This is a genomic window from Kaistia hirudinis, from assembly GCF_014196455.1.
Classification (GTDB): domain Bacteria; phylum Pseudomonadota; class Alphaproteobacteria; order Rhizobiales; family Kaistiaceae; genus Kaistia; species Kaistia hirudinis.
The window spans coordinates 433,367-454,750 of the sequence record NZ_JACIDS010000003.1 but is presented as its reverse complement, the minus strand read 5'-3'; the positions used below and the strand labels follow the sequence as shown (position 1 = coordinate 454,750).

General features: G+C 66.8%; 20 protein-coding genes. 6 read left to right on the top strand and 14 right to left on the bottom strand.

Annotation, left to right across the window (positions count from 1 at the left end):
- The first annotated feature begins 2 nt into the window (after positions 1-2).
- The 3 genes from GGR25_RS12160 (at position 3) to GGR25_RS12150 (ending at position 4,426) form a co-directional block, all read left to right on the top strand.
- Positions 3-1,163, top strand: coding sequence for an alanine racemase (locus GGR25_RS12160; protein WP_183399053.1), 1,161 nt, complete (start codon positions 3-5; stop codon positions 1,161-1,163).
- Positions 1,164-1,184: 21 nt separating this feature from the next.
- The gene (locus GGR25_RS12155) at positions 1,185-2,231 is read left to right on the top strand and encodes a lactonase family protein (RefSeq protein WP_183399052.1); all 1,047 of its coding nucleotides are present in this window, start codon (positions 1,185-1,187) and stop codon (positions 2,229-2,231) included.
- Positions 2,232-2,926: 695 nt separating this feature from the next.
- Positions 2,927-4,426, top strand: coding sequence for an amidase (locus GGR25_RS12150; RefSeq protein ID WP_183399051.1), 1,500 nt, complete (start codon positions 2,927-2,929; stop codon positions 4,424-4,426).
- Here the strand turns inward: GGR25_RS12150 and GGR25_RS12145 are convergent.
- Positions 4,419-4,799 (bottom strand): hypothetical protein, encoded by a 381-nt coding sequence (locus GGR25_RS12145; RefSeq protein WP_183399050.1) that lies wholly within the window; start codon positions 4,797-4,799, stop codon positions 4,419-4,421. The genes GGR25_RS12150 and GGR25_RS12145 overlap by 8 nt on opposite strands.
- A 26-nt stretch (positions 4,800-4,825) precedes the next feature.
- Between GGR25_RS12145 and GGR25_RS12140 the strand changes: the two genes are divergently transcribed.
- A complete protein-coding gene (locus GGR25_RS12140) occupies positions 4,826-6,328 on the top strand; it encodes a serine hydrolase domain-containing protein (protein ID WP_210299916.1) in 1,503 nt (500 codons plus the stop codon).
- A 134-nt stretch (positions 6,329-6,462) separates the two neighbouring features.
- On the opposite strand, the gene pcaF is transcribed toward GGR25_RS12140, so the two are convergent.
- From pcaF to GGR25_RS12125, 3 genes are read right to left on the bottom strand one after another with little or no spacing between them, the layout of a single operon-like run.
- Positions 6,463-7,665: a 3-oxoadipyl-CoA thiolase gene (pcaF, locus tag GGR25_RS12135; RefSeq protein ID WP_183399048.1), complete on the bottom strand. Its 1,203-nt coding sequence runs from the start codon at positions 7,663-7,665 to the stop codon at positions 6,463-6,465.
- 4 nt (positions 7,666-7,669) lie between these two features.
- Complete coding sequence (locus GGR25_RS12130) at positions 7,670-8,341, bottom strand: 3-oxoacid CoA-transferase subunit B (RefSeq protein WP_183399047.1); 672 nt, start codon at positions 8,339-8,341, stop codon at positions 7,670-7,672.
- 1 nt (position 8,342) lies between these two features.
- Complete coding sequence (locus GGR25_RS12125; protein ID WP_183399046.1) at positions 8,343-9,074, bottom strand: 3-oxoacid CoA-transferase subunit A; 732 nt, start codon at positions 9,072-9,074, stop codon at positions 8,343-8,345.
- Positions 9,075-9,213: 139 nt separating this feature from the next.
- On the opposite strand from GGR25_RS12125, the gene GGR25_RS12120 reads away from it, so the two are divergent.
- Positions 9,214-9,975, top strand: coding sequence for an IclR family transcriptional regulator (locus GGR25_RS12120; RefSeq protein WP_183399045.1), 762 nt, complete (start codon positions 9,214-9,216; stop codon positions 9,973-9,975).
- Between the two features lie 109 nt (positions 9,976-10,084).
- Positions 10,085-11,071 carry a TAXI family TRAP transporter solute-binding subunit gene (locus GGR25_RS12115; protein WP_183399044.1) on the top strand — a complete coding sequence of 329 codons (987 nt, stop codon included), beginning with the start codon at positions 10,085-10,087 and terminating at the stop codon, positions 11,069-11,071.
- A gap of 252 nt (positions 11,072-11,323) precedes the next feature.
- On the opposite strand, the gene GGR25_RS12110 is transcribed toward GGR25_RS12115, so the two are convergent.
- From GGR25_RS12110 to GGR25_RS12065, 10 genes are all read right to left on the bottom strand, one after another.
- Complete coding sequence (locus tag GGR25_RS12110; RefSeq protein WP_183399043.1) at positions 11,324-12,952, bottom strand: GMC family oxidoreductase; 1,629 nt, start codon at positions 12,950-12,952, stop codon at positions 11,324-11,326.
- 59 nt (positions 12,953-13,011) lie between these two features.
- Positions 13,012-13,560, bottom strand: coding sequence for a flavin reductase family protein (locus GGR25_RS12105; RefSeq protein WP_183399042.1), 549 nt, complete (start codon positions 13,558-13,560; stop codon positions 13,012-13,014).
- Between the two features lie 65 nt (positions 13,561-13,625).
- Positions 13,626-14,846 carry an acyl-CoA dehydrogenase family protein gene (locus GGR25_RS12100; RefSeq protein ID WP_183399041.1) on the bottom strand — a complete coding sequence of 407 codons (1,221 nt, stop codon included), beginning with the start codon at positions 14,844-14,846 and terminating at the stop codon, positions 13,626-13,628.
- 26 nt (positions 14,847-14,872) lie between these two features.
- Positions 14,873-15,661 carry an alpha/beta fold hydrolase gene (locus GGR25_RS12095; protein ID WP_183399040.1) on the bottom strand — a complete coding sequence of 263 codons (789 nt, stop codon included), beginning with the start codon at positions 15,659-15,661 and terminating at the stop codon, positions 14,873-14,875.
- 13 nt (positions 15,662-15,674) lie between these two features.
- The gene (locus GGR25_RS12090) at positions 15,675-16,691 is read right to left on the bottom strand and encodes a zinc-dependent alcohol dehydrogenase (RefSeq protein ID WP_183399039.1); all 1,017 of its coding nucleotides are present in this window, start codon (positions 16,689-16,691) and stop codon (positions 15,675-15,677) included.
- 12 nt (positions 16,692-16,703) lie between these two features.
- Positions 16,704-17,729 (bottom strand): branched-chain amino acid ABC transporter permease, encoded by a 1,026-nt coding sequence (locus tag GGR25_RS12085; protein WP_246409588.1) that lies wholly within the window; start codon positions 17,727-17,729, stop codon positions 16,704-16,706.
- 2 nt (positions 17,730-17,731) lie between these two features.
- Positions 17,732-18,589, bottom strand: coding sequence for a branched-chain amino acid ABC transporter permease (locus GGR25_RS12080; RefSeq protein WP_183399037.1), 858 nt, complete (start codon positions 18,587-18,589; stop codon positions 17,732-17,734).
- The gene (locus GGR25_RS12075; protein ID WP_183399036.1) at positions 18,576-19,304 is read right to left on the bottom strand and encodes an ABC transporter ATP-binding protein; all 729 of its coding nucleotides are present in this window, start codon (positions 19,302-19,304) and stop codon (positions 18,576-18,578) included. The genes GGR25_RS12080 and GGR25_RS12075 overlap by 14 nt, the downstream gene beginning before the upstream one ends.
- Positions 19,301-20,029: an ABC transporter ATP-binding protein gene (locus tag GGR25_RS12070; protein ID WP_183399035.1), complete on the bottom strand. Its 729-nt coding sequence runs from the start codon at positions 20,027-20,029 to the stop codon at positions 19,301-19,303. The genes GGR25_RS12075 and GGR25_RS12070 overlap by 4 nt, the downstream gene beginning before the upstream one ends.
- 30 nt (positions 20,030-20,059) lie before the next feature.
- Positions 20,060-21,370, bottom strand: a complete 1,311-nt coding sequence (locus GGR25_RS12065; RefSeq protein WP_183399034.1) for an ABC transporter substrate-binding protein — start codon at positions 21,368-21,370, stop codon at positions 20,060-20,062.
- Between the last annotated feature and the right edge of the window lie 14 nt (positions 21,371-21,384).

The window sequence follows — 21,384 nt, the reverse complement described above, 5'->3', positions numbered from 1 at the left end:
TCGTGTCTGCAGATCTCGCACTCACACCGGGGCCGGCCAGCTCGCGCTGGGCGGCGCTTCCCGTTACCACGCCGGGCCTCGTGCTCGATCTCGATGCGTTCGATCGCAATCTCGACGAGATGGCCGCGATCGCCCGCGCGGCCGGCGTCGAGCTTTATCCGCATGCCAAGACGCACCGCATGGCCGAGGCCGGCCTCCGGCAGATCGCGCGCGGCGCGAACGGCCTTTGCGTCGCCAAGCTCGGCGAGGCCGAGGCCTTCGCCGATGCCGGCGTTGCGAGCCTGTTCGTCGCCAATCCGATCTATGGCGCCGACAAGGCAAAACGCGCGCTCGACCTCTCCCGGCGCGCCGACCTCCTGCTCGCGACCGACAGTCCCGAGGCGGCGGCCAGCATCGGCACTGTCTTCGCCGCGGCCGGATCGCGGGCCCGCATGTTGCTCGCCATCGATTCCGGCCTGGGACGCGAAGGCGTCTCGCCGGCCCGCGCCCCCGAGGTCGCCAGGGCGATCGCCGCCGTCCCGGGCGTCGAACTCGTCGGGATCTATACGCATGAAGGCACGACCTACGGCGCCGTCGATCGCGCCGATCTCGAAGTGCGATCCGTCGCGGCCGGCCGGGCGATGGTCGCGGTGGCCGAGGCGATCCGCGCCGCGGGCATCGCGCTCCCCATCGTCTCCATGGGCGCCTCGGCATCGGCGCGGGCCGTCGCGCAGGTTCCTGGCGTGACGCAGATCCGTCCCGGCATCTATGCCTTCAACGATGTCGGCCAGATCGCCCTCGGCAATGCGAGCCTCGACACCGCGGCCCTTCGTGTGGTCGCGACTGTCGTCAGCCATCCCGATCCCGACCGCGCCTGCATCGATGCCGGCTCGAAATCGATGAGTTCCGACCTGGTGCCGGCGTCGGCGCATCGCGAGGAATTTCCCGGCCATGGCCTGATCGTCAATGCGCCGGGCTGGATCGTCGAGCGCATGTCGGAGGAACATGGCTGGCTGCGCTGGCGCGGCGAGGGCGTGCCGACGCCGCTTCCCGTCGGCTCGCGGCTTGAGATCGTCCCCAATCACGTCTGCATGGCCTGCGCGGGCCTGCGCCGGGCCACGATCGTCCAGGACGGCATGGTGCGAGGGCATTGGGACGGCTTCGGTCCAGGTGCGTCGGAATAGATACGAACGGAGGAGGACAGCATGTCCAACGTCACGCTTTCAGACGGTGAAGTCCTGCTCGTCGCCTCCCGCGGCGCGGAGGAGCGGCATGGCCTCTGGTCCTGGTCGCGCGGCGATCACGGCTGGGCCGGAAAGCAGCTCGCCACCGTCACGCAGCTTTCCTCGCTCGCCCGCCATCCGCGCTTGCCGGTCATCTATGGCACCTCGCGCGTGGGCCTCGAGGGCGCTATCCATGCCTGGCGGATCGAGGGCGGACGCGCCGCGACGATCGGCGACAAGTCCAGCGAGGGCGCCGAGCCCTGCCATCTCGCCGTCGATCCAGACGGGCGCCTCCTGATCATCACGAACTACACGACCAGCACGCTGGCGATCCAGAATCTCGCAGCCGATGGCAGCTTCGACGGCGCGATCGAGCTCATCAAGCTGGAGGGCGGCGGGCCGGAGACGGATCGGCAGGACGATGCGCATCCGCATCAGGCGCTGTTCCATGACGGCACGCTCTTCATCGTTGATCTCGGGGCGGATCTGCTGCGCGAATTCACGCTCGATCCGAACGCGCGGGGCGCCGCGGCGCTGCGCGCCGGTCCGGTGACGGCGGTCCCGGCCGGCTCGGGGCCGCGCCACGGCGTCGTCCTACCCGACGGCCGCTTCGCACTCAGCGGCGAACTCGGCTCGAACCTCCTGACGGGCTTGCCTCGTTCGCCGGTGGACAGCTGGGCCGACGTGCCGAGCACGCTGCGGACGGGACCGGCGAAGACGCGGCACCTGCGCAATTACCCCGGCGACATCCAGCGCTCCCTGGATGGCCGCCGTGTCTATTTCGCCAATCGCGGCTATGACACCATCAGCACCTTCGACGTATCGGGCTCGACACCCCGGCTTATGAACGAGCTCGATTCAACGGTCGACTGGCCGCAGCATCTCGTGGTCCTGAACGACCATCTGCTGATCGCCGGCTGGGATAGTTCGAAGGTCGTGGCCATGCCGCTTGTCGATGGCGTACCGGACGCGGCCGAAACCCTGTTCGCCTGCGAGGGCGCCGGCTGGCTGCTCGTTTTCCGGGAATAAGCGCGGGATCGGGCCGATCGGGCCGATTCCTCCTAGATAGCCAGAGTATTTGAGCGCGGCATGACGCCCGGTGGCTCCATGCCGATCACTCCGCCGTCGGCGACCGCATCCAAACGGCCGCGGAGCTTGGCTGCGATCGCCCTGAAATAGCCCGCGTGCTCGATGGCAGACAGTGGGCTGGGCCGGACTGCGCCCGGCGCGGTGCAGAGCACGGTGTTTTCGTCGAGCAGGATCCAGATCCTGCGAACGGTGCGACCGCTACGCGGCACGGATTCTGGAACGTCGACATCGACTGAAGGGGTCCGGGCAGCACGCCAGACAGCCGAGCGCGTCGGACGGCTTCGATGCCTTATGCCGCTCTGCCCGTTTCCCTGCCGGGAAATCTCGGCGAAAGGCTTCAGCTTCGAACGATCCGGATTGCAGCGGGCCGAGCGCAGCTCTCGACTGCCGCCGCTCCGCCGGTCGAGCGCTTATTCGGGGACAAGAAGTCAATATTGCCGACGCGGGACGCTTCTGAAAGTACGACACAAACTACATCGATGTCGTTAAACGCGCCGCAACTGAGATCTGGATAATATCCGTAGATCGATGACTTGAGGCTCTCGTGGCTGCGATGAACGAAGCGGTCTGAACGGGCACCGCGCCCGACGTCGCTCCGCGGCCAAAATCAACCCCCTCAAGACCTGGAGGCAGGTATGATTGATAGACGAACGTTCCTCAAGGGCGTCGGATCGGCATTGGCCGCCTCGGCGCTTGACCTGCCCGCCGCGCGGGCAGAGGCGATCGATCCGCTCTGTTATGCTTCGGTCGATGAGCTTGTGGAGCTGTTCAGGACGAAGACGGCTTCGCCCGTGGACCTGCTGAAGGCGCAGATCAGACAGATCGAGGCGTTCAATCCGAAGGTCAATTGCATCACCGACACGCACTTCGACGAGGCGATGCAGGAAGCCAGGCAGTCCGAAGATCGCTACCGCCGCGGCGAAGCACGGCCGCTCGAGGGGATCACGGTCGCGATCAAGGACGAATTCGCCCGGCCGGGCTGGCGCGTCACCCAGGGCTCCCTCCTCTACAAGGATTCGCCGCCGGCCACCGAAAACGCCACCATCATCGACAAACTCGAGGCGGCCGGTGCCGTCATGGCGATTCAGACGACGGTGCCGGAATTCTACCTCTTTGTCGGCGCGTCGACCCGCGCCTGGGGCACGACCCACAATCCGTGGAACCTCGAGTATTCGCCGGGCGGTTCCTCCGCGGGATCGGGCGCTGCTCTCGCCGCGGGTTTCACCACGCTCGCTCTCGGGTCGGACATGGGCGGATCGATCCGACTCCCTGCCTCGCAGAACGGCCTCTACGGCTTCAGGCCGCCATTCGGTCGCGTCGCCAGCGGAGAGGTCCCGATGTCGACGTCGGGTCCGATGGCGCGGCGCTTCGACGACCTCGTGCATCTCCAGAACGCCATCGTCGGCCCGTCCGACAAGATCATGGCCGGGATCCGGCCGGCGCTCGACTATCCCGCCGCATACCCGGATGTTTCGGGATGGCGCATCGCCCTGGACTGGGGCGCCGGCATCGCCCCCGTTACGCCGGCGATGAAGAGCGCGATGGTCAAGGCCGTCGAGGCCCTGCGCGGCGCTGGTTGCGTGGTCGATGAAGTCGACTGCGGCTTCTCGAAGACCGTGATGCCGACCTTCGTGCACGGCCTGATGTCGACCTCCATGGGCAGCTTCATCGAGGAGGCGAGCGCGCATCGCGACCAGCTGTCACCCTATATGACGGACTTCCTCGGGATGGCGGCCGGGACCCTTGGACCGAACGCGGCCGAAGCCGTCGAGGCGCTGATCGAGCGCTGGCACCGGCAGGTTCAGGAGCGTGTCTTCGGGAAGGGCTACCGCATCCTGCTGATGCCGACCATGGCGACGTCGCTGGTTCCTGCCGACATGTTCGAGAGCCAGAAGAAGAACTTGCCGTTCCTGGAGGGTACCGGACTGGCCTACGCGCTGACGTGGCCGTGGAACCTCCTCAATCGCTATCCGGTCGTCGATGTGCCGCTCGGCATCGTCGAGGACCGGATGCCGGCGGGTATGCAGGTGATCGGCCAGACCTTCACCGATCTCGACACCTTCCAGTTCGCTTACAACTGGTCACGCCTCCAGCCTCCGCTCTTCGCCGACGGGCGATTCCCGACCTTCACTTGACGCGGGAAGCGAGTCGGCACCGGGCGGCGCCGACTGATGCTCCGCCCGGAGAGCCGGCATGGAGCAGGCCCGATTGAGAGGCCGCTCGCCGGCCAGCCAGATCGGGGCCTATTCTGCGGCCACCGCAACGAAAGCGGCCCGACAAGCGCGTTGCGCGATCGCCATAATAGTGGAGGTGGATGTCGATCCCCTCCCGATCGGCCCGCCGGATAATGTCGGCGAAAATGTCGGTCGGCGGCAAGGTGTCGCGGCTTGTCACCGGCTTGTCGGAATAGGGAGTGAGCATCGCGGCGGTATACTGCGCGTCGCCGCCATCGATGTTCAGCTTCAGCACCGAGGCTGTGACCAGCCCGGATTGGACCTCGTGCCGCAAGGCCTCGATTGTCGGAGATGGCCCGAATGCGGCGCCGGGCTGCGCGGGGCGACGGCCGCAACCGTGGCCGGGGTCTTGCCAAGGGGCGGACCGGTGGAAGCCGTGGATCCCACGGTCGAGAGGCGACGCTGCGGGGTGAGGCGGTGGATTATTCTGACGAGCGGAGATCTAGAGTGGCGAGCACTGTCAAAGCCAGTCTTTCAGCACTGATGATTGCGTCGGCGATCGGTCCCGCCTTCGCGCAGTCGCCAGCGACTGGCGATTGCCTTGCGGGCAGCGACAAGGTCGCACTGGCGGCGGGTGTCCGGGCGGATTCCGTCAAGGACGCGCCGGAATGCCATCTGACCTGGCAGGAGGCGGGTATCATGGTGGGGTTCCCACCCCCCCTCGACAAGCAGGTCACCCCGGACAATCTGTTCCGCTATCCGTTTGTCCGGTGGACGCTGCAGAACACCAGCCTCTTCACGCGCACCGTCTCGATGCTGAGCGATCGCAAGACCGTCCGCCCGATTCCCGAACAACGCGACGGCGCGCTGCTCGACACCAAGCTGGACATCGGCGGCACCGATCAGAGCGTCGGCGAGTATGCCGGCAAGTCGTTCACCGACGCTCTTGTCGTGACCAAGAACGGCAAGCTCGTTGCCGAGTGGTATGGCAACGGCATGAGCGCGAGCAAGCCGCACTATATCTCGTCGGTGACCAAGGGCGTCACCGGGCTGCTCGCGGAACTGTTGATCGCCGATGGCAGGCTGGACGACAAGCGTCCGGTCAAGTCCTACGTGCCGGAGCTGGCCGGCTCGCCCTTCGGCGACGCGACCGTGCGCGACGTTCTGGACATGAAGGTCAATGTCGGAGCCGGAGAGACGAGCGGCGCGGTCGATGTCGCTGACGCCGCCCTCTGGTCGACCATGGCGCTGAACAGTCGCCAGTCCGCGTATGATACGTTGGCTGCGGTGAAGGCAGACGGCCCGAACGACGGCAACTTCCACTATGCCTCGATGACGACCGAAGTCGCCGGATGGGTGATCACGCGCGCCGCCGGCGAGACCTATCAGAAACTGGCGAGCGACCTGTTGTGGTCGAAGCTCGGCTTGCAGGACGACATCGTCGAGCCGGTCGATCCGACCGGCAAGGTGTATGCGAGCACGGGCCTGACGATCTCAGCCCGTGACCTCGCCAAGCTCGGCGTCATGATCGCCGATCACGGCAAGGTCGATGGCAAGCAGGTTTTCGCGCCGGAGGTTATCGATCGCCTCTATGAATATGGCGATGCGCACGCCTGGCAGAACGGAAATTTCAAGAAGATCAAGGTCTTCCATTCCTACCGCTCCTACTGGTACCAGCTGGCAGGCGACGACCACGCCCTCATGGGGCTCGGGGTGTACGGCCAGGGGCTCTACATCAATCCGACCACGCGCGTCGTCATGGTCCGCTATTCGTCGCTCCCGGTGCACTCGGTGCTCGAATACTCGGACGGCTGGGACAAGATCCGGCTTTGGCTGGATCGGACGGCGACGGCGGCGCCCTGATATTGCCGCGCGAGTCGGCGGGTCGCTGCAGCTCAACTGCGCGGGAACGGCAAAGGGCGCGCGGGTCGCGTCATGGACCCGCGCGCTGCCACTTGGTGTCTCCGTCAAGGCGGAGGTCGGACGTGCCCTGCCCGTCAGACCCGCTCGAGCGCGACCGCGATGCCCTGGCCGACGCCGATGCACATGGTGGAGAGCGAACGGCGGCCGCCGGTGAGTTGAAGTTCCAGCGCCGCCGTGCCGGTGATGCGCGCGCCGGACATGCCGAGCGGATGGCCGAGCGCGATGGCGCCGCCGTTCCGGTTCACGCGGGCGTCGTCATCGGCAATGCCGAGATCGCGCAGCGTGGCGAGACCCTGCGACGCGAAGGCCTCGTTGAGCTCGATCACGTCGAAATCGGCGGGCGTCAGGCCGAGCCGCGCGATCAGCTTCTTGGAGGCCGGCGCCGGCCCGATGCCCATGATACGCGGCGGAACGCCGGCCGCGGCACCGCCGAGGACGCGCGCGATCGGCGTCAGGCCATGCTTCTTCGCCGCAGCCTCGGTGGCGAGGATCAGCGCCGCGGCGCCGTCATTGACGCCCGAGGCGTTGCCGGCCGTCACGCTGCCGCCCTTGCGGAACGGCGTCGGCAGCTTGGCGAGCGCCTCGATCGTGGTGGCGCGCGGGTGCTCGTCCTTGGCGACGACGATCGGATCGCCCTTGCGCTGCGGGATCGTCACCGGCGTGATCTCGCGCGCCAGGCGCCCGTTCTCCTGCGCCGCCGCCGCCTTGGCCTGGCTGCGCACCGCGAAGGCGTCCTGGTCTTCGCGCGAGACAGCGAAATCCTCGGCCACGTTCTCGCCGGTCTCGGGCATCGAATCGACGCCATATTGCGCCTTCATCAGCGGGTTGACGAAGCGCCAGCCGATCGTCGTGTCGTAGATCTCGGCATTGCGCGAGAAGGCGGTCTCGGCCTTGGGCAGCACGAAGGGCGCGCGCGACATGCTCTCGACGCCGCCGGCGATCATCAGCTCAGCCTCGCCGGCCTTGATGGCGCGGGCCGCGGTGATGACCGCGTCCATGCCGGAACCGCAGAGGCGGTTGATCGTCGTGCCGGAAACGCCAACCGGCAGACCGGCGAGCAGCAGCGACATGCGCGCGACATTGCGGTTGTCCTCGCCGGCCTGGTTGGCGCAGCCGAAGATCACATCGTCGACCGCCTCCCAATCGACGCCGCCGTTGCGGGCGAGAAGCGCCTTCAGCGGGATCGCGCCGAGATCGTCGGCCCTGACAGAGGCGAGCGAACCGCCGAAGCGGCCGATCGGCGTGCGGATATAGTCGCAGATGAAGACGTCGGTCATGGTCTCAAAGCTCCGGAACGATCAGATCGGCGACGGGACCCGCGACGAGCAGTTCGGCACCGGTCACGGCCTGCAACTCGTCGAGCGACAGCGTCGGCAGCTTCTCCTTGAGGACGAAGCGACCGCCCTCGATGTCGACCACGGCCAGCGAGGTGTAGACGCGCGTCACGCAGCCGACACCGGTCAGCGGCAACGAGCAGCGCTTCAGAAGCTTCGGCTTGCCGTCCTTGGTCACATGGTCGGTGATGACCGCGACGCGCTTGGCGCCGTGGACGAGGTCCATCGCGCCGCCAACGGCCGGAATGCCCTTCGGGCCGGTCGACCAGTTGGCGAGGTCGCCATTCTCCGCGACCTCATAGGCGCCGAGGATCGCCACATCGAGATGGCCTCCGCGCACCATGGCGAAGCTGTCGGCATGATGGAAGAACGAGGCGCCCGGCTTCAGCGTCACCGCGCGCTTGCCAGCATTGATCAGGTCCCAGTCCTCCTGACCGGCAGGCGGCGCCTCGCCGAAGTTCAGGATGCCGTTCTCGGTATGGAAGATCGCCTCGCGGCCCCGCGGCTGATACTGCGCGACCTTCTCCGGGAAGCCGATGCCGAGATTGACATAGGCGCCGTCATGGATGTCCTGAGCGGCGCGCCAGGCGATCTGGTTGTTGGTGAGCTTCGTGGTCATCTCAGACGGCTCCCGGATAGACGGCGTTGGCGCGGTTCAGGTCTTCCTCCTGCTGTGGATGGGCGACCTCCACCACCTTCTGGACGAAGATGCCGGGCGTCACGACGTTCTCGGGATCGATCACGCCCGCCGGCACGATCCGGGTCGCCTGCACCACCGCCTCCTTCGAGGCCATGCACATCAACGGATTGAAGTTACGCGCCGCCGCGCGGAAGGTGAGGTTGCCATGCGTGTCGGCCGTCTCGGCCTTCACCAGCGCGACATCGGCCTTCAGCCAGCGCTCCTGCACATAGGAGCGGCCGTCGAACTCGGCGACCGGCTTGCCCTTGGCGAGATCCGTGCCATAGGAGCTCGGCGTATAGAAGGCCGGAATGCCGGCGCCGCCCGCGCGGATGCGCTCGGCGAGCGTGCCCTGCGGCACCAGCTCGAGCTCGATCTTGCCGGCGAGATAGAGATCGGTGAACACGACCGGATCGGCCGAGCGCGGGAAGGAGCAGATCAGCTTCCTGACCATGCCCGTCTCGATCAGCGCGGCGAGGCCGACATGGCCGTTGCCGGCATTATTGTTGACGATCGTCAGGTCCTTGGGATGACCGCTCGCACGATAGCGATCGATGAGCGCGTGGATCAGCTCGATCGGCGCGCCCGCGCCGCCGAAGCCGCCGATCATCACCGTCATGCCGTCCTCGATGCCGGCCACCGCGGTGGCGAGGTCTGCGACTGATTTGTCCATGCAAGTTCCTCTCGGATCCCGTGGCGCAGAACCGCCCGGCTCAGCCTGACCGATAGGACCCACCCGCGCTTCCGTCCATCCGATTTGTGCGATATGATGCATTTGTTCGCATATCGCTCAAACTCGAAATCGAACGGGCATGACAGTCACCGAACGCGACCTCATGGGCGGTCTCGCCAAGGGCCTCGCCGTCATCGAGAGCTTCAGCATCGACCAGCCGCGCCAGTCGATCTCGGAAGTCGCCGCGGCCACCGGGCTCGACCGGGCGACGGCGCGGCGCTGCCTGCTGACGCTCGCGCATCTCGGCTATGCCGATTATGACGGCAAGTTCTTCACGCTCACCCCGCGCGTGCTGCGGCTTGGTACGGCGTGCCTCGCCACCATGCCGCTGCCGCAACTGGTGCAGCCGCTGCTCGACGAACTCTCCGAGCGGATCGACGAGAGTTCCTCCGTCTCGATCCTCGACGGCGCCGAGATCGTCTATGTCGCCCGCGCAGCGCAGCGAAAGGTCATGTCGATCACGCTGATGCCGGGCTCGCGGCTACCGGCCTATTGCACCTCGATGGGCCGCGTCCTGCTCGCCGCCCTGCCCGAGGCGGAGGCGCGCGAACGGCTCGGCGCGGCGCCGCTGCCCCGCCGCACGCCCTACACATTGACCGATCCCGACGCGATCCTCGCCGAACTCGCCCGCATACGCACCGACGGCTACGCCGTTATCGACCAGGAAGTGGAGATCGGGCTGCGCTCCATCGCCGTGCCGCTGGTGTCGTCGCGACGGCAGACCGTTGCCGCGCTCAATCTCGGCCTGCCCGCCCGAGGCGAACCGATCGCGGAACTGGTCGAGCGCTACCTGCCGGCGCTCAGGGACGTCAGCGCGCGCATGCGCGAGATCCTGCGGTGAACGCCGGCTAACCACCGCTTCGGGTTGTGCTTGCGGCGGATGGGTTCGCGTCTATCATCGTCTGCGAGCAGCCGCCGCGCACGGCGCTGATCGGCCTGGGGAGGCAGAATTGACCGAGCTTCGATGGAACCGCCGCCAGGTGCTGGGCTTCGGCGCCGCAGCGACTGCCTTCACCGCGCTTCGCTTGCCAGCCAAAGCAGCGACGCCCGTGCCGATCACGATCGCGACGGGCGGCAAGGGCGGCGTCTTCTATCCCTATGGCGAGGGGCTGGCGGCGATCCTGTCGAAATCCGGACCGGGCTTGAAGGCATCGGCGGAAATCACCGGCGGCTCGGTCGACAATGCCCGATTGCTGCAGTCCGGCAAGGCGCAGCTCGGCTTCACCACGATCGATTCCGCCTTCGATGCGATCCAAGGCACCGGCGCCTTCGCCAAGGACGGCAAGCAGGACATCCGCGTCCTCGCGCTCCTCTATGATTCCTACCTGCATGTCGTCGCGAGCGACGCCTCGGGCGTCACCGGCATTGCAGGATTGAAAGACAAGCGCGTCTCGATCGGTTCGGCGGGCTCCTCGACGGAAGCGATCGCCGACCGCGTGCTGGCAGCGGCGGGGCTCGATCCGAAGACGGATGTGCAGCGCTCCAATCTCGGCGTCGCCGAGTCCGCCGCCGCGTTGAAAAACGGCAAGATCGACGCCTTCTTCTGGATCGGCGGCGTGCCGACCGCAGCCGTCGCCGAACTCGCGAAGGGCGGTCATCCGCCGATCGTCTTCCTGCCGACGCGCGACGAACAGATCGCGATCGACAAGAAATTTCCCGGCCTCTATGTGCCGCTGACTCTGCCGAAGACCGCCTATGCCGGCATGACCGCCGATACCCCGTGCCTCGGCGTCGCCAATGCGCTGATCGTCTCCTCAAAGGCCGAGGACAGTCTGGTCGAGGCGCTGCTCACGGCCATCTTCGACAATCTGGATGCGATCCACAAAATCCATCCCGAGGCCGCCCGGCTGACGCTGGCGACGGCCGCCGGGCCGAGCGCGGTTCCGTTCCATCCGGCGGCGCTGGCCTTCTACAAGGCCAAGGGCGCGGTGAAATAGAGGCTATGGCGGTTCAGGCTTTTCGGAATCGGGCGTCGATTACGAACCCACCCGCATAGAGCTCCGTCATCCCGGGCTCTTGACCCGGGGTCCATCCAGCCGTGCTGCCAATTATTTGAACTCCCGACGATCCGGCTGGATGGATCCCGGCTTTCGCCGGGATGACGGCAGTTCTGGTTGCAGCGCCTTCGCTTCAAGCACGACGTGAAGAGCTCTGTGTACAGCGACGCTGTCATGGCTCCAAACCGACGCTTACACCTTCCCGGCGGCGATGATCATCTCGGCGGCCTTCTCGCCGATCATGACGGCCGGGGCGTGCGTGTTGCCGGAGACGATCGTCGGCATGATCGAGCAGTCGGCGATGCGCAGTCCCGCGAGCCCGTGCACACGGAGCTGGGGATCGACGACCGCCGCCTCGTCGGTGCCCATTTTCGCCGTGCCGACCGGATGAAAGATCGTCGTGCCGATCTCGCCCGCGAGCCGCGCCAGCGCTGCATCATCGTCGGGGCCCGGGCCTGGCTTGATCTCCGTCGGCGCGTAGCGGGCCAGATGCGGCTGCGCCATCAGGCGGCGGGCATGGCGAATGCTGTCGGCGGCCACCTGCTTGTCCGCGTCGGTCGAGAGATAGTTCGGCTGGATCTCGGGCGAAGCCAGCGGGTCCGCACTCGCGGCATGGGAGGCGCCGACGCTGGTCGGGCGGAGGTTGCAGACCGAGACCGTCAAAGCGGGGGTCCGGTGCAGCGGCTGGCCGAAGGCATCGAGCGACAGCGGCTGGACGTGGTATTCGATATTGGCCCGGTTATGGGCGGGACCGGAGCGGGTGAAGATGCCGAGCTGGCTCGGCGCCATCGCCATCGGCCCGCTCTGCGTCATAGCATATTGCAATGCGATACCCGCCTTGCCCCAGGGCGTCGCAGCGCGGTCGTTCAGCGTGTGCGCGCCGCGGATCGAGAAGATCGTGCGCAGCTGCAGATGATCCTGCAAATTCTCGCCGACGCCTGCGAGGGCATGCAGCGCCGGGACGCCGATCCGCGCCAGAACCTCCGGCCGTCCGATCCCCGAGAGCTCGAGAAGCTGCGGCGAGCCGATCGATCCGGCCGCAAGCACGACCTCCTGATTGGCCTTCGCCTCGAACAGCGCGTCGCCGCGCGTGAAGACGACGCCTGTGACGCGCTTCCCGTCGAGCCGCAGCCGCCGGACGTGGCACTCGGTGAGGATCGCCAGATTGGGCCGCCGGCGCGCCGGGTAGAGAAAGGCCTTGCGCGCATTCCAGCGTATGCCGCGCTTCTGGTTGACGGGGAAATAGCCGACGCCCTCATTGTCGCCGGCGTTGAAATCCTCGGCGAGCGGGATGCCCATTTCCTGCGCCGCCTTGGCAACTTCGTCGAGGATCGGCCAGTTCAGTCGCTGGCGCTCGACGCGCAACTCGCCCTCCGTGCCATGCGCCGCGTCGGCGGCGCCGAAGTGATGCTCCGAGCGACGGAAGAGCGGCAGCACGTCGTCCCAGCCCCAGCCCGGATTGCCGGCGTCGCGCCAGCCATCATAGTCCTGGGCCTGGCCGCGCATATAGATCATGCCGTTGATCGACGAGCAGCCGCCGACCACCTTGCCGCGCGGATAAAGCAGGCTGCGGCCGTTGAGCCCCGGGACGGGCGCGGTCCTGAAGCCCCAGTCGAGGCGGGGATTGCCGATCGCGAACAGATAGCCGACGGGGATGTGCACCCAGGGGTGATTGTCGCTCTTGCCTGCCTCGATGAGCAGCACGCGCCGCGACGGATCGGCCGACAGGCGGTTGGCGAGAACACAGCCTGCCGATCCGGCACCGACGATGATGACGTCGAAGGTACCGAAATCCGTCGGTGCACGGGCGGTATCAGGCATCTCGGCTTTCCGCGGATCGCTGCAGGCGTGTCGTCCGTTCGTTGGACAGGTCGATATCCTCAGACGAAATGCGAGGAATCGAACAGCGAGATGACGCCTTCCAACTCCTTATGCAGGCGATGCCAGCGCCGGTCGAGATAGACGAGCGAATGCGTCTCCGGCGCGTCGTCGCCCGGCCTGACCTCGCCGTCGAGCAGCTCCGCCGCCACCAGCGTCGCCCCCTCGATCGGCAGGACGCCGAGCTTCTTGGCGCGGAACCAGGTCGCGACGCCGGTATAGCGCGGCTCGCCGGTCGGCAGCCGCTCCCAGGCGACGTCCGGCCCGAAACGGTCGGCGCCGCTCGAGGCGCAGAGCTGCGCCAGATCGATATCGGTGAAGCGCAGCAGATGGATCACCATGGTCTCGGCGCGCAGAAGCGGTTCCGAGGAACCTGACTTCATCGACAGCGAGAAGGCGACGATGGGCGGCGCCGCGCTGACTGAGATCAGCGAGGACACCGTCATCGCGACGGGCCGGTCGCCCGGATCGGCCGTGATGACGGCAACGCCCGCCGGATGGCGGCGAAACGCTTCGCGGAAGGCGTCGGTCATCGGGTTCGACTGGCTCATGGACATGACTCGGCTGCGCTGGGGAGGAGCGGACGGACGACCACAAGGCCGCCCGTCCCTTCAGATTACTTCTTCTCGATCAGATCATAGAACTGCCAGACCCGATCGCTCCACAGACCGCCGAGATCGCGGCCGGCCGAGGTGACGATCGACGGCGCGATCGTGAAGTGGTTGGCGGCGACCATCATCTCGCGGAAGGTGCGCTGGATCACGCCGGCGCGCAGCGAAGCGCCGCCACCTGCCCGGTAGGCGAAGTTGCAGACTTCGACGCCCACTTCGTGGATCTCGGACTTCGCCAGATGCACGAGGCTGATCTGCTGCGTCGACACGGGATTGCCGGCCTCGACGGTGGCCTCGATGTCGCTCCAGACCTCGAACACGAACGCGCGGGCAGCGCGATAGCGGGCCTCTGCGCGGCCATAGTCGTACCAGAACTTCTCGCTCTCGCCGATCAGCCCGGCGCGGCCGGACTTCGAGCGCGCGAACTTGGCGATCTCGTCCAGCATGCGGCGGCCGGTGCCGAGCGCCCAGCCGGTATGGCCGATGGCCGCGAGGCCGACCACGCCGAGGCTGAACAGCTCCTTGAGGCGCATGGGCGGCGCGGTCAGGATCGGGAAGACGAGATCGTCGGGGATGAAGACGTCCTCGGCCGAATAGTCGATCGAGCCGGTGCCGCCGAGGCCGAGCACGTCCCAGTTGCCGAGCTGCTTGTGCTCGGGGATGGGCGCGTGCGCGCACATCACGATCACATTGCCCTTCTCGTCCTTGGCCGGCTTGCCGTTGCCGTCATCGACGAAGGCGGCGCTATGCGAATAGGTGGCGTGGCTGAAGCCGCTGCCATAGCTCCACTTGCCGGTGAGGCGATAGCCGCCTTCGACCTTCTTCAGCATGCCGAGCGGCGCGCCCTGGCCGGAGAAGCGGTTGTCGGTGCCGGGTCCGAACAGGCGTTCGACCGCGCTGTCGGGCAGGAAGGCGGCGGACATGGCGCCGATGCAGGCATGGACCATGGAAACCCAGCCGGCCGAGCCGGACCACCAGGTGATCGCCGAGAGCAGTTCGAGAACCTGCGTCGGGGGAAGCTGGGCGCCGCCGAGCCCCTCGGTCGCCAGCACATGCGACATGCGCAGCGGCTTCAGCGCCTCGAAGCTTTCAGGCGTCAGCTCGCGGTTCTTTTCGTCGGCATCGGCATTGGCTTCGAGGATCGGTCCGATCTCCTCGATCTTCTTCAGCATGTCGCGATAGTCGACCGTGCTGCCCCAATAGCCGTGCTTGATAGGCTTGTTCATGATGTCATCCTCCTCAAAAATTGCGTTCAGCCGGCCAGAAAATCGCCGATCCTGGTCAGCGTCTCGGGCTTCTCCTGCATGACGAAGTGGCCTGCATCCTCGACGAGGAGCAGCCGGGCATCGGGCAAGGCCTCGACCCAGAGCGGCGCCTGGCTGGCGGGCAGGAGGCGGTCCTCCGTCCCCCAGACGACGAGCGCCGGGTTGGTGATGCGCGCCAGGAAGCGGCGGAGATTGGGATGGCCCATGCCGAACGGCGCCAGCAGGCGGCCCAGCGTCTCGCCTTCGCGCGCCCGATCGGCGCCGAATGTCTCGGCGAAGACGATGTCGGTCCCGTCGGGGAAATAACGCAGCGCGACGGTCACGTCGTGGGCGAGATATCCGGGCAGGTCCTGCGGCGCCAGCGCCCCGAGATTGGTCGCGGGATGGGCCGGATCATTGAGGCCTGCCGGCGCGACCAGCACCACCTTGTCGAAGCGCTCGCGGGCGAGCCCGGCGAGTTCGCTCGCCATCCACCCGCCCATGGAGAAGCCCATCAGATGCGGCTTCTCGGCAAGATCCAGCGCATCGAGCAGGTTCAGATAGTGCAGCACCATGTCGGCCATGCCGGCAATGTGCGGCGCGTCGCCCGAATAGCCCCAGCCGGGATGGCTGGCGGCCAGCACGCGGAAGCGATCGGCGAGGCCTTCGGCGAAATCGAAGCCCTCCAGCGTGGAAGCGCCGTGCAGGAACAGGATCGGCTTGCCGGAGCCGATCGCCTTCACGACCGTCTTCACCCCGTCGATATCGAATTCGAGCGTCTCGAACGCTACGGCCATGGGTCTTTCCTCCTCAAACGAGTTCTGGCTGGATCAGCACCTTGCACTGCGTCGTGCGGCGCCGAAGGCTTTCGAAGATCTGGGGGACCGGCGACAGGTCGATCCGGTCGGTGATCAGCGCCTGCGGCGCGAACGGCCCGCCGCGGAGCGCGTCGAGCGCGACGCCGAACTCGTTTCTCTGATGGAAGAAGACCGAGAACAGCAGGTTCACTTCCTTCGAGAGCGCCACGAAGGGGTCCCATTCGTCACCGCCGATGCAGAGCCCCACGCCGACGACCGTGCCCTGCAGACGCACGGCCTCGACGGCAGCACCGAGCAGCCTCCGCTTGCCGACGCATTCGAAGACGATGTCCGGCGCGCCGTCGCAATCCTCGGCCAGATTCGCGGCCAGCTTCTCGCCCGACAGGGCAAAGCCCGTGGCGCCGAGCGCGAGGGCACGCTCCTTCTGGTGGGTGTGGATGTCCGCAACGACGACGCGCGCGGCGCCCATGCGCCGGGCCCAGAATGCGACCAGCAGCCCGATCGGCCCCGCGCCGAGGATCGCGACCCGGTCGCCCGGCTTCATGCCGGAGCGCACGACGCAATGAAGGGCCACGGAAAGCGGCTCGGCGAGCGCGCCATCCTCAAGCGCGACGCCCTCGGGCAGGATATGGCACTGGCGGGCGGCGACCGTCGCGTACTCGGCATAGCCGCCGCCGATCAGGGTCATCTCCGGGCAGCGGCCGGGGTCACCGCGCAGGCACGCGGCGCAATGGCCGCAGCCGCGCATCGGCACCACCGCGACGCGATCGCCCAGCGCGAAGCCCGTCACATCGGCACCGAGGGCGACGATCTCGCCGGCGAATTCATGCCCGAGCACGAAACCCGCGCCGATGCCGAACGGCACCGGATCCTCGGTGATGTGCAGGTCGCTGCCGCAGATGCCGCAGGCGGCGACGCGCAGCACGACCTCGTCCGGCGCAGGCGACGGTTCCGGCACGGAACCGATCCTGAGCGGGCTCCCGACGGCGTCGAAAATGGCGGCCTTCATGGCTTTCTCCTTTCAGCGATCGGGATCGACGAGCGTGCGGCGGATCGGGAACCAGGGCGCGTCCCAGCGCTTCGAGATCATTCCCCAGATGCCGGTGCGGGCGTAGAGCGCGACCAGCAGCGTCATCAGGCCGAGCACGACGAAATAGGTCGCGCCATATTCCCCGAACCAGCGATCGGCGATGAAGAAGATGAGCGAGCCGATCAGCACGCCCTCGATCGAGCCGATGCCGCCGATCATCACGATGAAGATCGCGACATTGGCCCACATGGGGTCGAAGGCCGAGGGTGGATTGATGCGCAGCTGCGCCATGAAATAGACCGCGCCGGCGAGGCCGCAGCCGACCGCGGCGGCGACATAGATCAGGAAGCGGAGCTTCGCGACATTGACGCCCTGGCTGGCCGCGGCGACGGGATTGTCGCGCATTGCGATCAGCGCCAGGCCGAAGCGTGAGCGCAGCAGCCAGTAGCTGCCGCCGAGCGTGACGAGCAGCATCAAGGCGCAGAGGAACGACATGGCGACGTTGCGCTCGAAGGCGGAATACTGGCTCATCACGCGCAGCGACATGCCGGCGCCGGAATTGACGAGCGGCAGGTTCGAGGCGACGAGGCGGAAGACCTCCGCCACCACCCAGGTGCCGATCGAGAAATACGGGCCGTCGAGACGGTGCAGCAGGAAATAGAGCGGCACGGCCAGGATCGCGGGAACGAGCAGCGACAGGAACACGGCGACGAAGGGATTGATGCCGAGCGTCTGCGCGAACACGAACAGCGCATAGCCCGCCGCGCCCATGAAGGCCTGCTGGCCGACGGAGACGAGACCGGCATAGCCGGCGAGCAGGTTCCACATCTGCGCGACCGCGATGTAGCAGCAGAGCACCAGCACGGAGCGGATCGTGCCGGTCGAAGCCCACCAGGGCATGGCGGCGAGCGCGATCAGGCCGAGCACGGCCAGCGTCATCGCGATGCGGCCCGACGGGGTCTGGCGGCGAACCGTGACGGCCGGCGGTTCGACCGGGGCTTGGGAGATCACGGTCATGCTCATGCCTTTCCGAACAGGCCCTGCGGGCGGGTCGCCAGCACGATCAGGAAGACGATATGGCCGGCGAGGACGCCGAAGCCGGGGTCGATGCGGAAGCCGATGCCCTGCGAGATGCCGAGAACCATCGAGCCGATGAAGGCGCCCCAGACGGAGCCCATGCCGCCGATGATCACGGCCTCGAAGGCATAGATCAGCTGGGCCGCACCATCGGCCGGCGCTACGGTCGAGCGCAGCGCCTGGAACACAGCGGCGAAGCCGAGAATGCCGACGGCGATCGCGGTCGCCAGCGCATAGACGGCGCGCGGATTGATGCCCGTCATCGCCGCCGCCTCGACATCGGCGGCCGCGGCGCGCAGCGCCCGGCCGAAACGCGTGCGCTTCAGCGTCAGGTCGAGACCCCAGGTCAGCCCGGTCGCCACGACCAGCACGATCACCGGCAGCAGGCCGATATAGATGCCGCCGATATCGATCGAGCGGCTTTCGATGCCTTCGCCGGGAAGCGAGCGGCTGTTGGCCGACCAGATCTGCAGCATGAGATTCTGCAGCGCGATCGAGAGGCCGAAGGTCGCGATCAGCGAGGGGAGCGGATCGCTGCCGACGACCTTGTTGAGGATCGCCTTCTGCAGCAGCCAGCCCATGAACACGCCGAGCGGCACCAGGATGATCAGCACGGTGAACGGCCCGAGACCCCAGGCCATCGCCATCGAGATGCCGATCAGCGACAGCAGGATGACGAGGTCGCCATGGCTGATGTTCACGATCCGCATGACGCCGAACATCAGCGCCATGCCGAGAGCGTACTGCGCATACATCCCGCCCAGCAGGACGCCCTGCACCAATGCGTCAAACCACTGCATGGCCAGCTCCGAAATAGGCTTCGCCGATCTGTTCGCGCGTGACCTCGGCAGAGTTGCCGGTGAGCGTCACGCGACCCTCCAGCATGCAGTAGAGGCGGTCGGAGGCAGACTTCGCGAGGCCGACATCCTGTTCGACGACGATCATGGCGGTGCCGGCGGCGCGGATTTCCGGCAGCGCGGCATAGATCTCGCGGATCACCTTCGGCGCGAGGCCGAGGCTGATTTCGTCGCAGAGCAGGACGCGCGGCTGACAGAGCAGCGCGCGACCGATCGCGACCATCTGCTGCTGGCCGCCGGAGAGGCTCTGCACCGGCGTGCGCGCCTTCTCGGCGAGGATTGGAAACAACTGATGCAGGCGCTGCAGCGTCCAGCCGCCCTTGGCGCCCATGCGCGCGGCCTGGTCGATCGCGACACGCAGATTGTCCTCGACCGACATGCCGCTGAAGAGGCGCCGCCCTTCCGGGACGATCGCGATTCCCTTGCGCACCATGCGGTCCGTCGGCGTACCGCCGACCGGCTCGCCGTCGAGACGCACCATCTCGCGCGCCACGGGCAGGAGCCCCATGATCGCGCGCAGGAAGGTGGACTTGCCGGCGCCATTGGCGCCGATCAGCGCCACGGCCTCGCCCGCATGCAGCTCGGTGTCGACGCCGTAGAGCGCCTGAAAATCCCCATAGCGGGCGACGAGCCCATGGGTCGAAAGAACCGCGCTCATGCCTCGATCCCCATATAGACGCGCTGGACCTCGGGCATGGCGATCACCTCAGACGGCACGCCTTCGGCGATCTTCTCGCCGAAATTCAGCACCATCAGCCGGTCGGCCACCGCGAGCAGCGCGTGCAGCACATGCTCGATCCAGACGATCGTGACGCCGCGATCGCGGATGCGCCGGACCAGCGCGACGAGATCCTTCGATTCCTCGTCGGTGAGGCCGCCGGCGATCTCGTCGAGCAGCAGCAGCTTCGGATCGGAGGCGAGCGCGCGCGCCAGCTCCAGCCGCTTGCGGTCGAGCAGCGTCAGCGCACCGGCCTGCTTGTTCGCCTTGTCGGCGAGCTCGCAATCGCGCAGCACCTGGGCGCAGAAGGCATAGCTGTCCCGCTCCGACCGGCCGCCGCCGAATGCGGCGGCGACCAGCAGGTTCTCGAAGGTGGTCATGCCGGAATAGGGACGCGGGATCTGATAGGTCCGCCCGATCCCCATCTTGCAGCGCCGGAACGGCGGCTCGCTGCGCAAGGCAGTGCCGCCGAGATGGATCTCGCCACCCGACGTCTTCAGATCGCCGCTGATCATATTGAACAGCGTCGTCTTGCCGGCTCCATTCGGGCCGAGGATGCCGAGCACCTCACCCCGATGGACCTCGAAGCTCACTTCATGCAGGACGCGGACGGCGCCGAAGGACTTCGACACGTCACGCGCTTTCAGCAGGATTTCCCTGTCCATCAAAACTCCTCCCGCGTCCTGCACCTCACATCACGGCCACTGGATCGGCTGGATTTTCTGCTGGGGCTGGAACAGCTGGTTCACGGAGTTGTCGACGATCTTGAGGTCATAGGGCCACTTCTCGCCCTTCACCCACTGACCGCCGAAGATCGGCGTCTTGCAGACGTTCTTGTGCACGGCACCGTCGAACTTGATGTGCCCGACCAGGGACTCCAGATCCGTCGCAGCCAGCGCGTCACGGACGGATTCGCGGTTGGTCGGATCGGAGGCACGCTTGAGCACGTCGATCGCGACCTCGAGCAGGGCATGCGAATAGCCGAGCGGCTGCGTCCACTGCTTCTTGGTATCGGCTTCCCACTGCTCGGCGAGCTGCCGGCTGGTCTCGCCGGTGAGCGACGACTTGAACGGGAAGGCCGGCGTCCACCAGACTTCGGACGACATTCCGTTGCCGAGCGGACCCATTGCCTCGACACTGCTCGGGAAGAGCAGAGCCGCCGCCACCGTCACCGCCTTCGGCTTGAAGCCCTGCTGGTTGCACTGGGTGACGAACGTCTTGAGATCGTCCGGATAGGTGATGCCGCCGATGATCTCGCAGTTGTTCTTCTTGAACTCGGCGATCTGGGCCGAGAAATCATTGGTGCGCGGCTGGAAATATCCGGGAACGAAGACTTCGTAACCGGCCTTCTTGGTCGGGACCGGCAGGCCGTAGCTGTCGTTGCCCCAGGTCTCGCCGTCGATGTTCTGCGGGAACAGCATGCCGACCTTCTTGTTGGTCTCCAGCCCGTTCCACAGACCCACGAAGGTGTTGAGCGCCTCGTCAAGACCCCAGAAGAAATGATAGGTCCAGTTGAAGCTCTGCTTGTCGCCGCCGCGCGGCATGATCACCGCCTGCCAAGGCGCGCCGGACGAAAGGCACGGCGTCTCGTAGAGCTCGGCCTGCTCGGCCGCCGGCAGGATCGTATCGGTCGTCGAGGCCGGGAGCAGCAGCTGGATCTCGTCGTTGAGGATGAGATTGCCCGCGATTTCGGCCGACTTGTTCGGGTTCGACTGGCTGTCGCGATCGAGGATTTCGATCTCGTAGGTATTGCCGTTGTTGGCGGTCAACTTGCCGCCGAGCACGGCCCGGATCTTCTGCAGCGTATAGCCGTCCGTCTCGCCGAACGAGGCGAGCGGGCCGGTGGTCGGGCTGATATAGCCGAGCTTGATCTTGCCCGCGGTCTGCGCGCGGACATAGGTCGGCATGGCGAGCGCGCCAGCCGCCGCGCTGGCGGCCAGTCCCTTCAGCACCGAGCGACGGCTCGGCTTCAGGCCGGACTTCACGATCCTGTTGTAGTAGGTCATCTGAGACTCCTCCT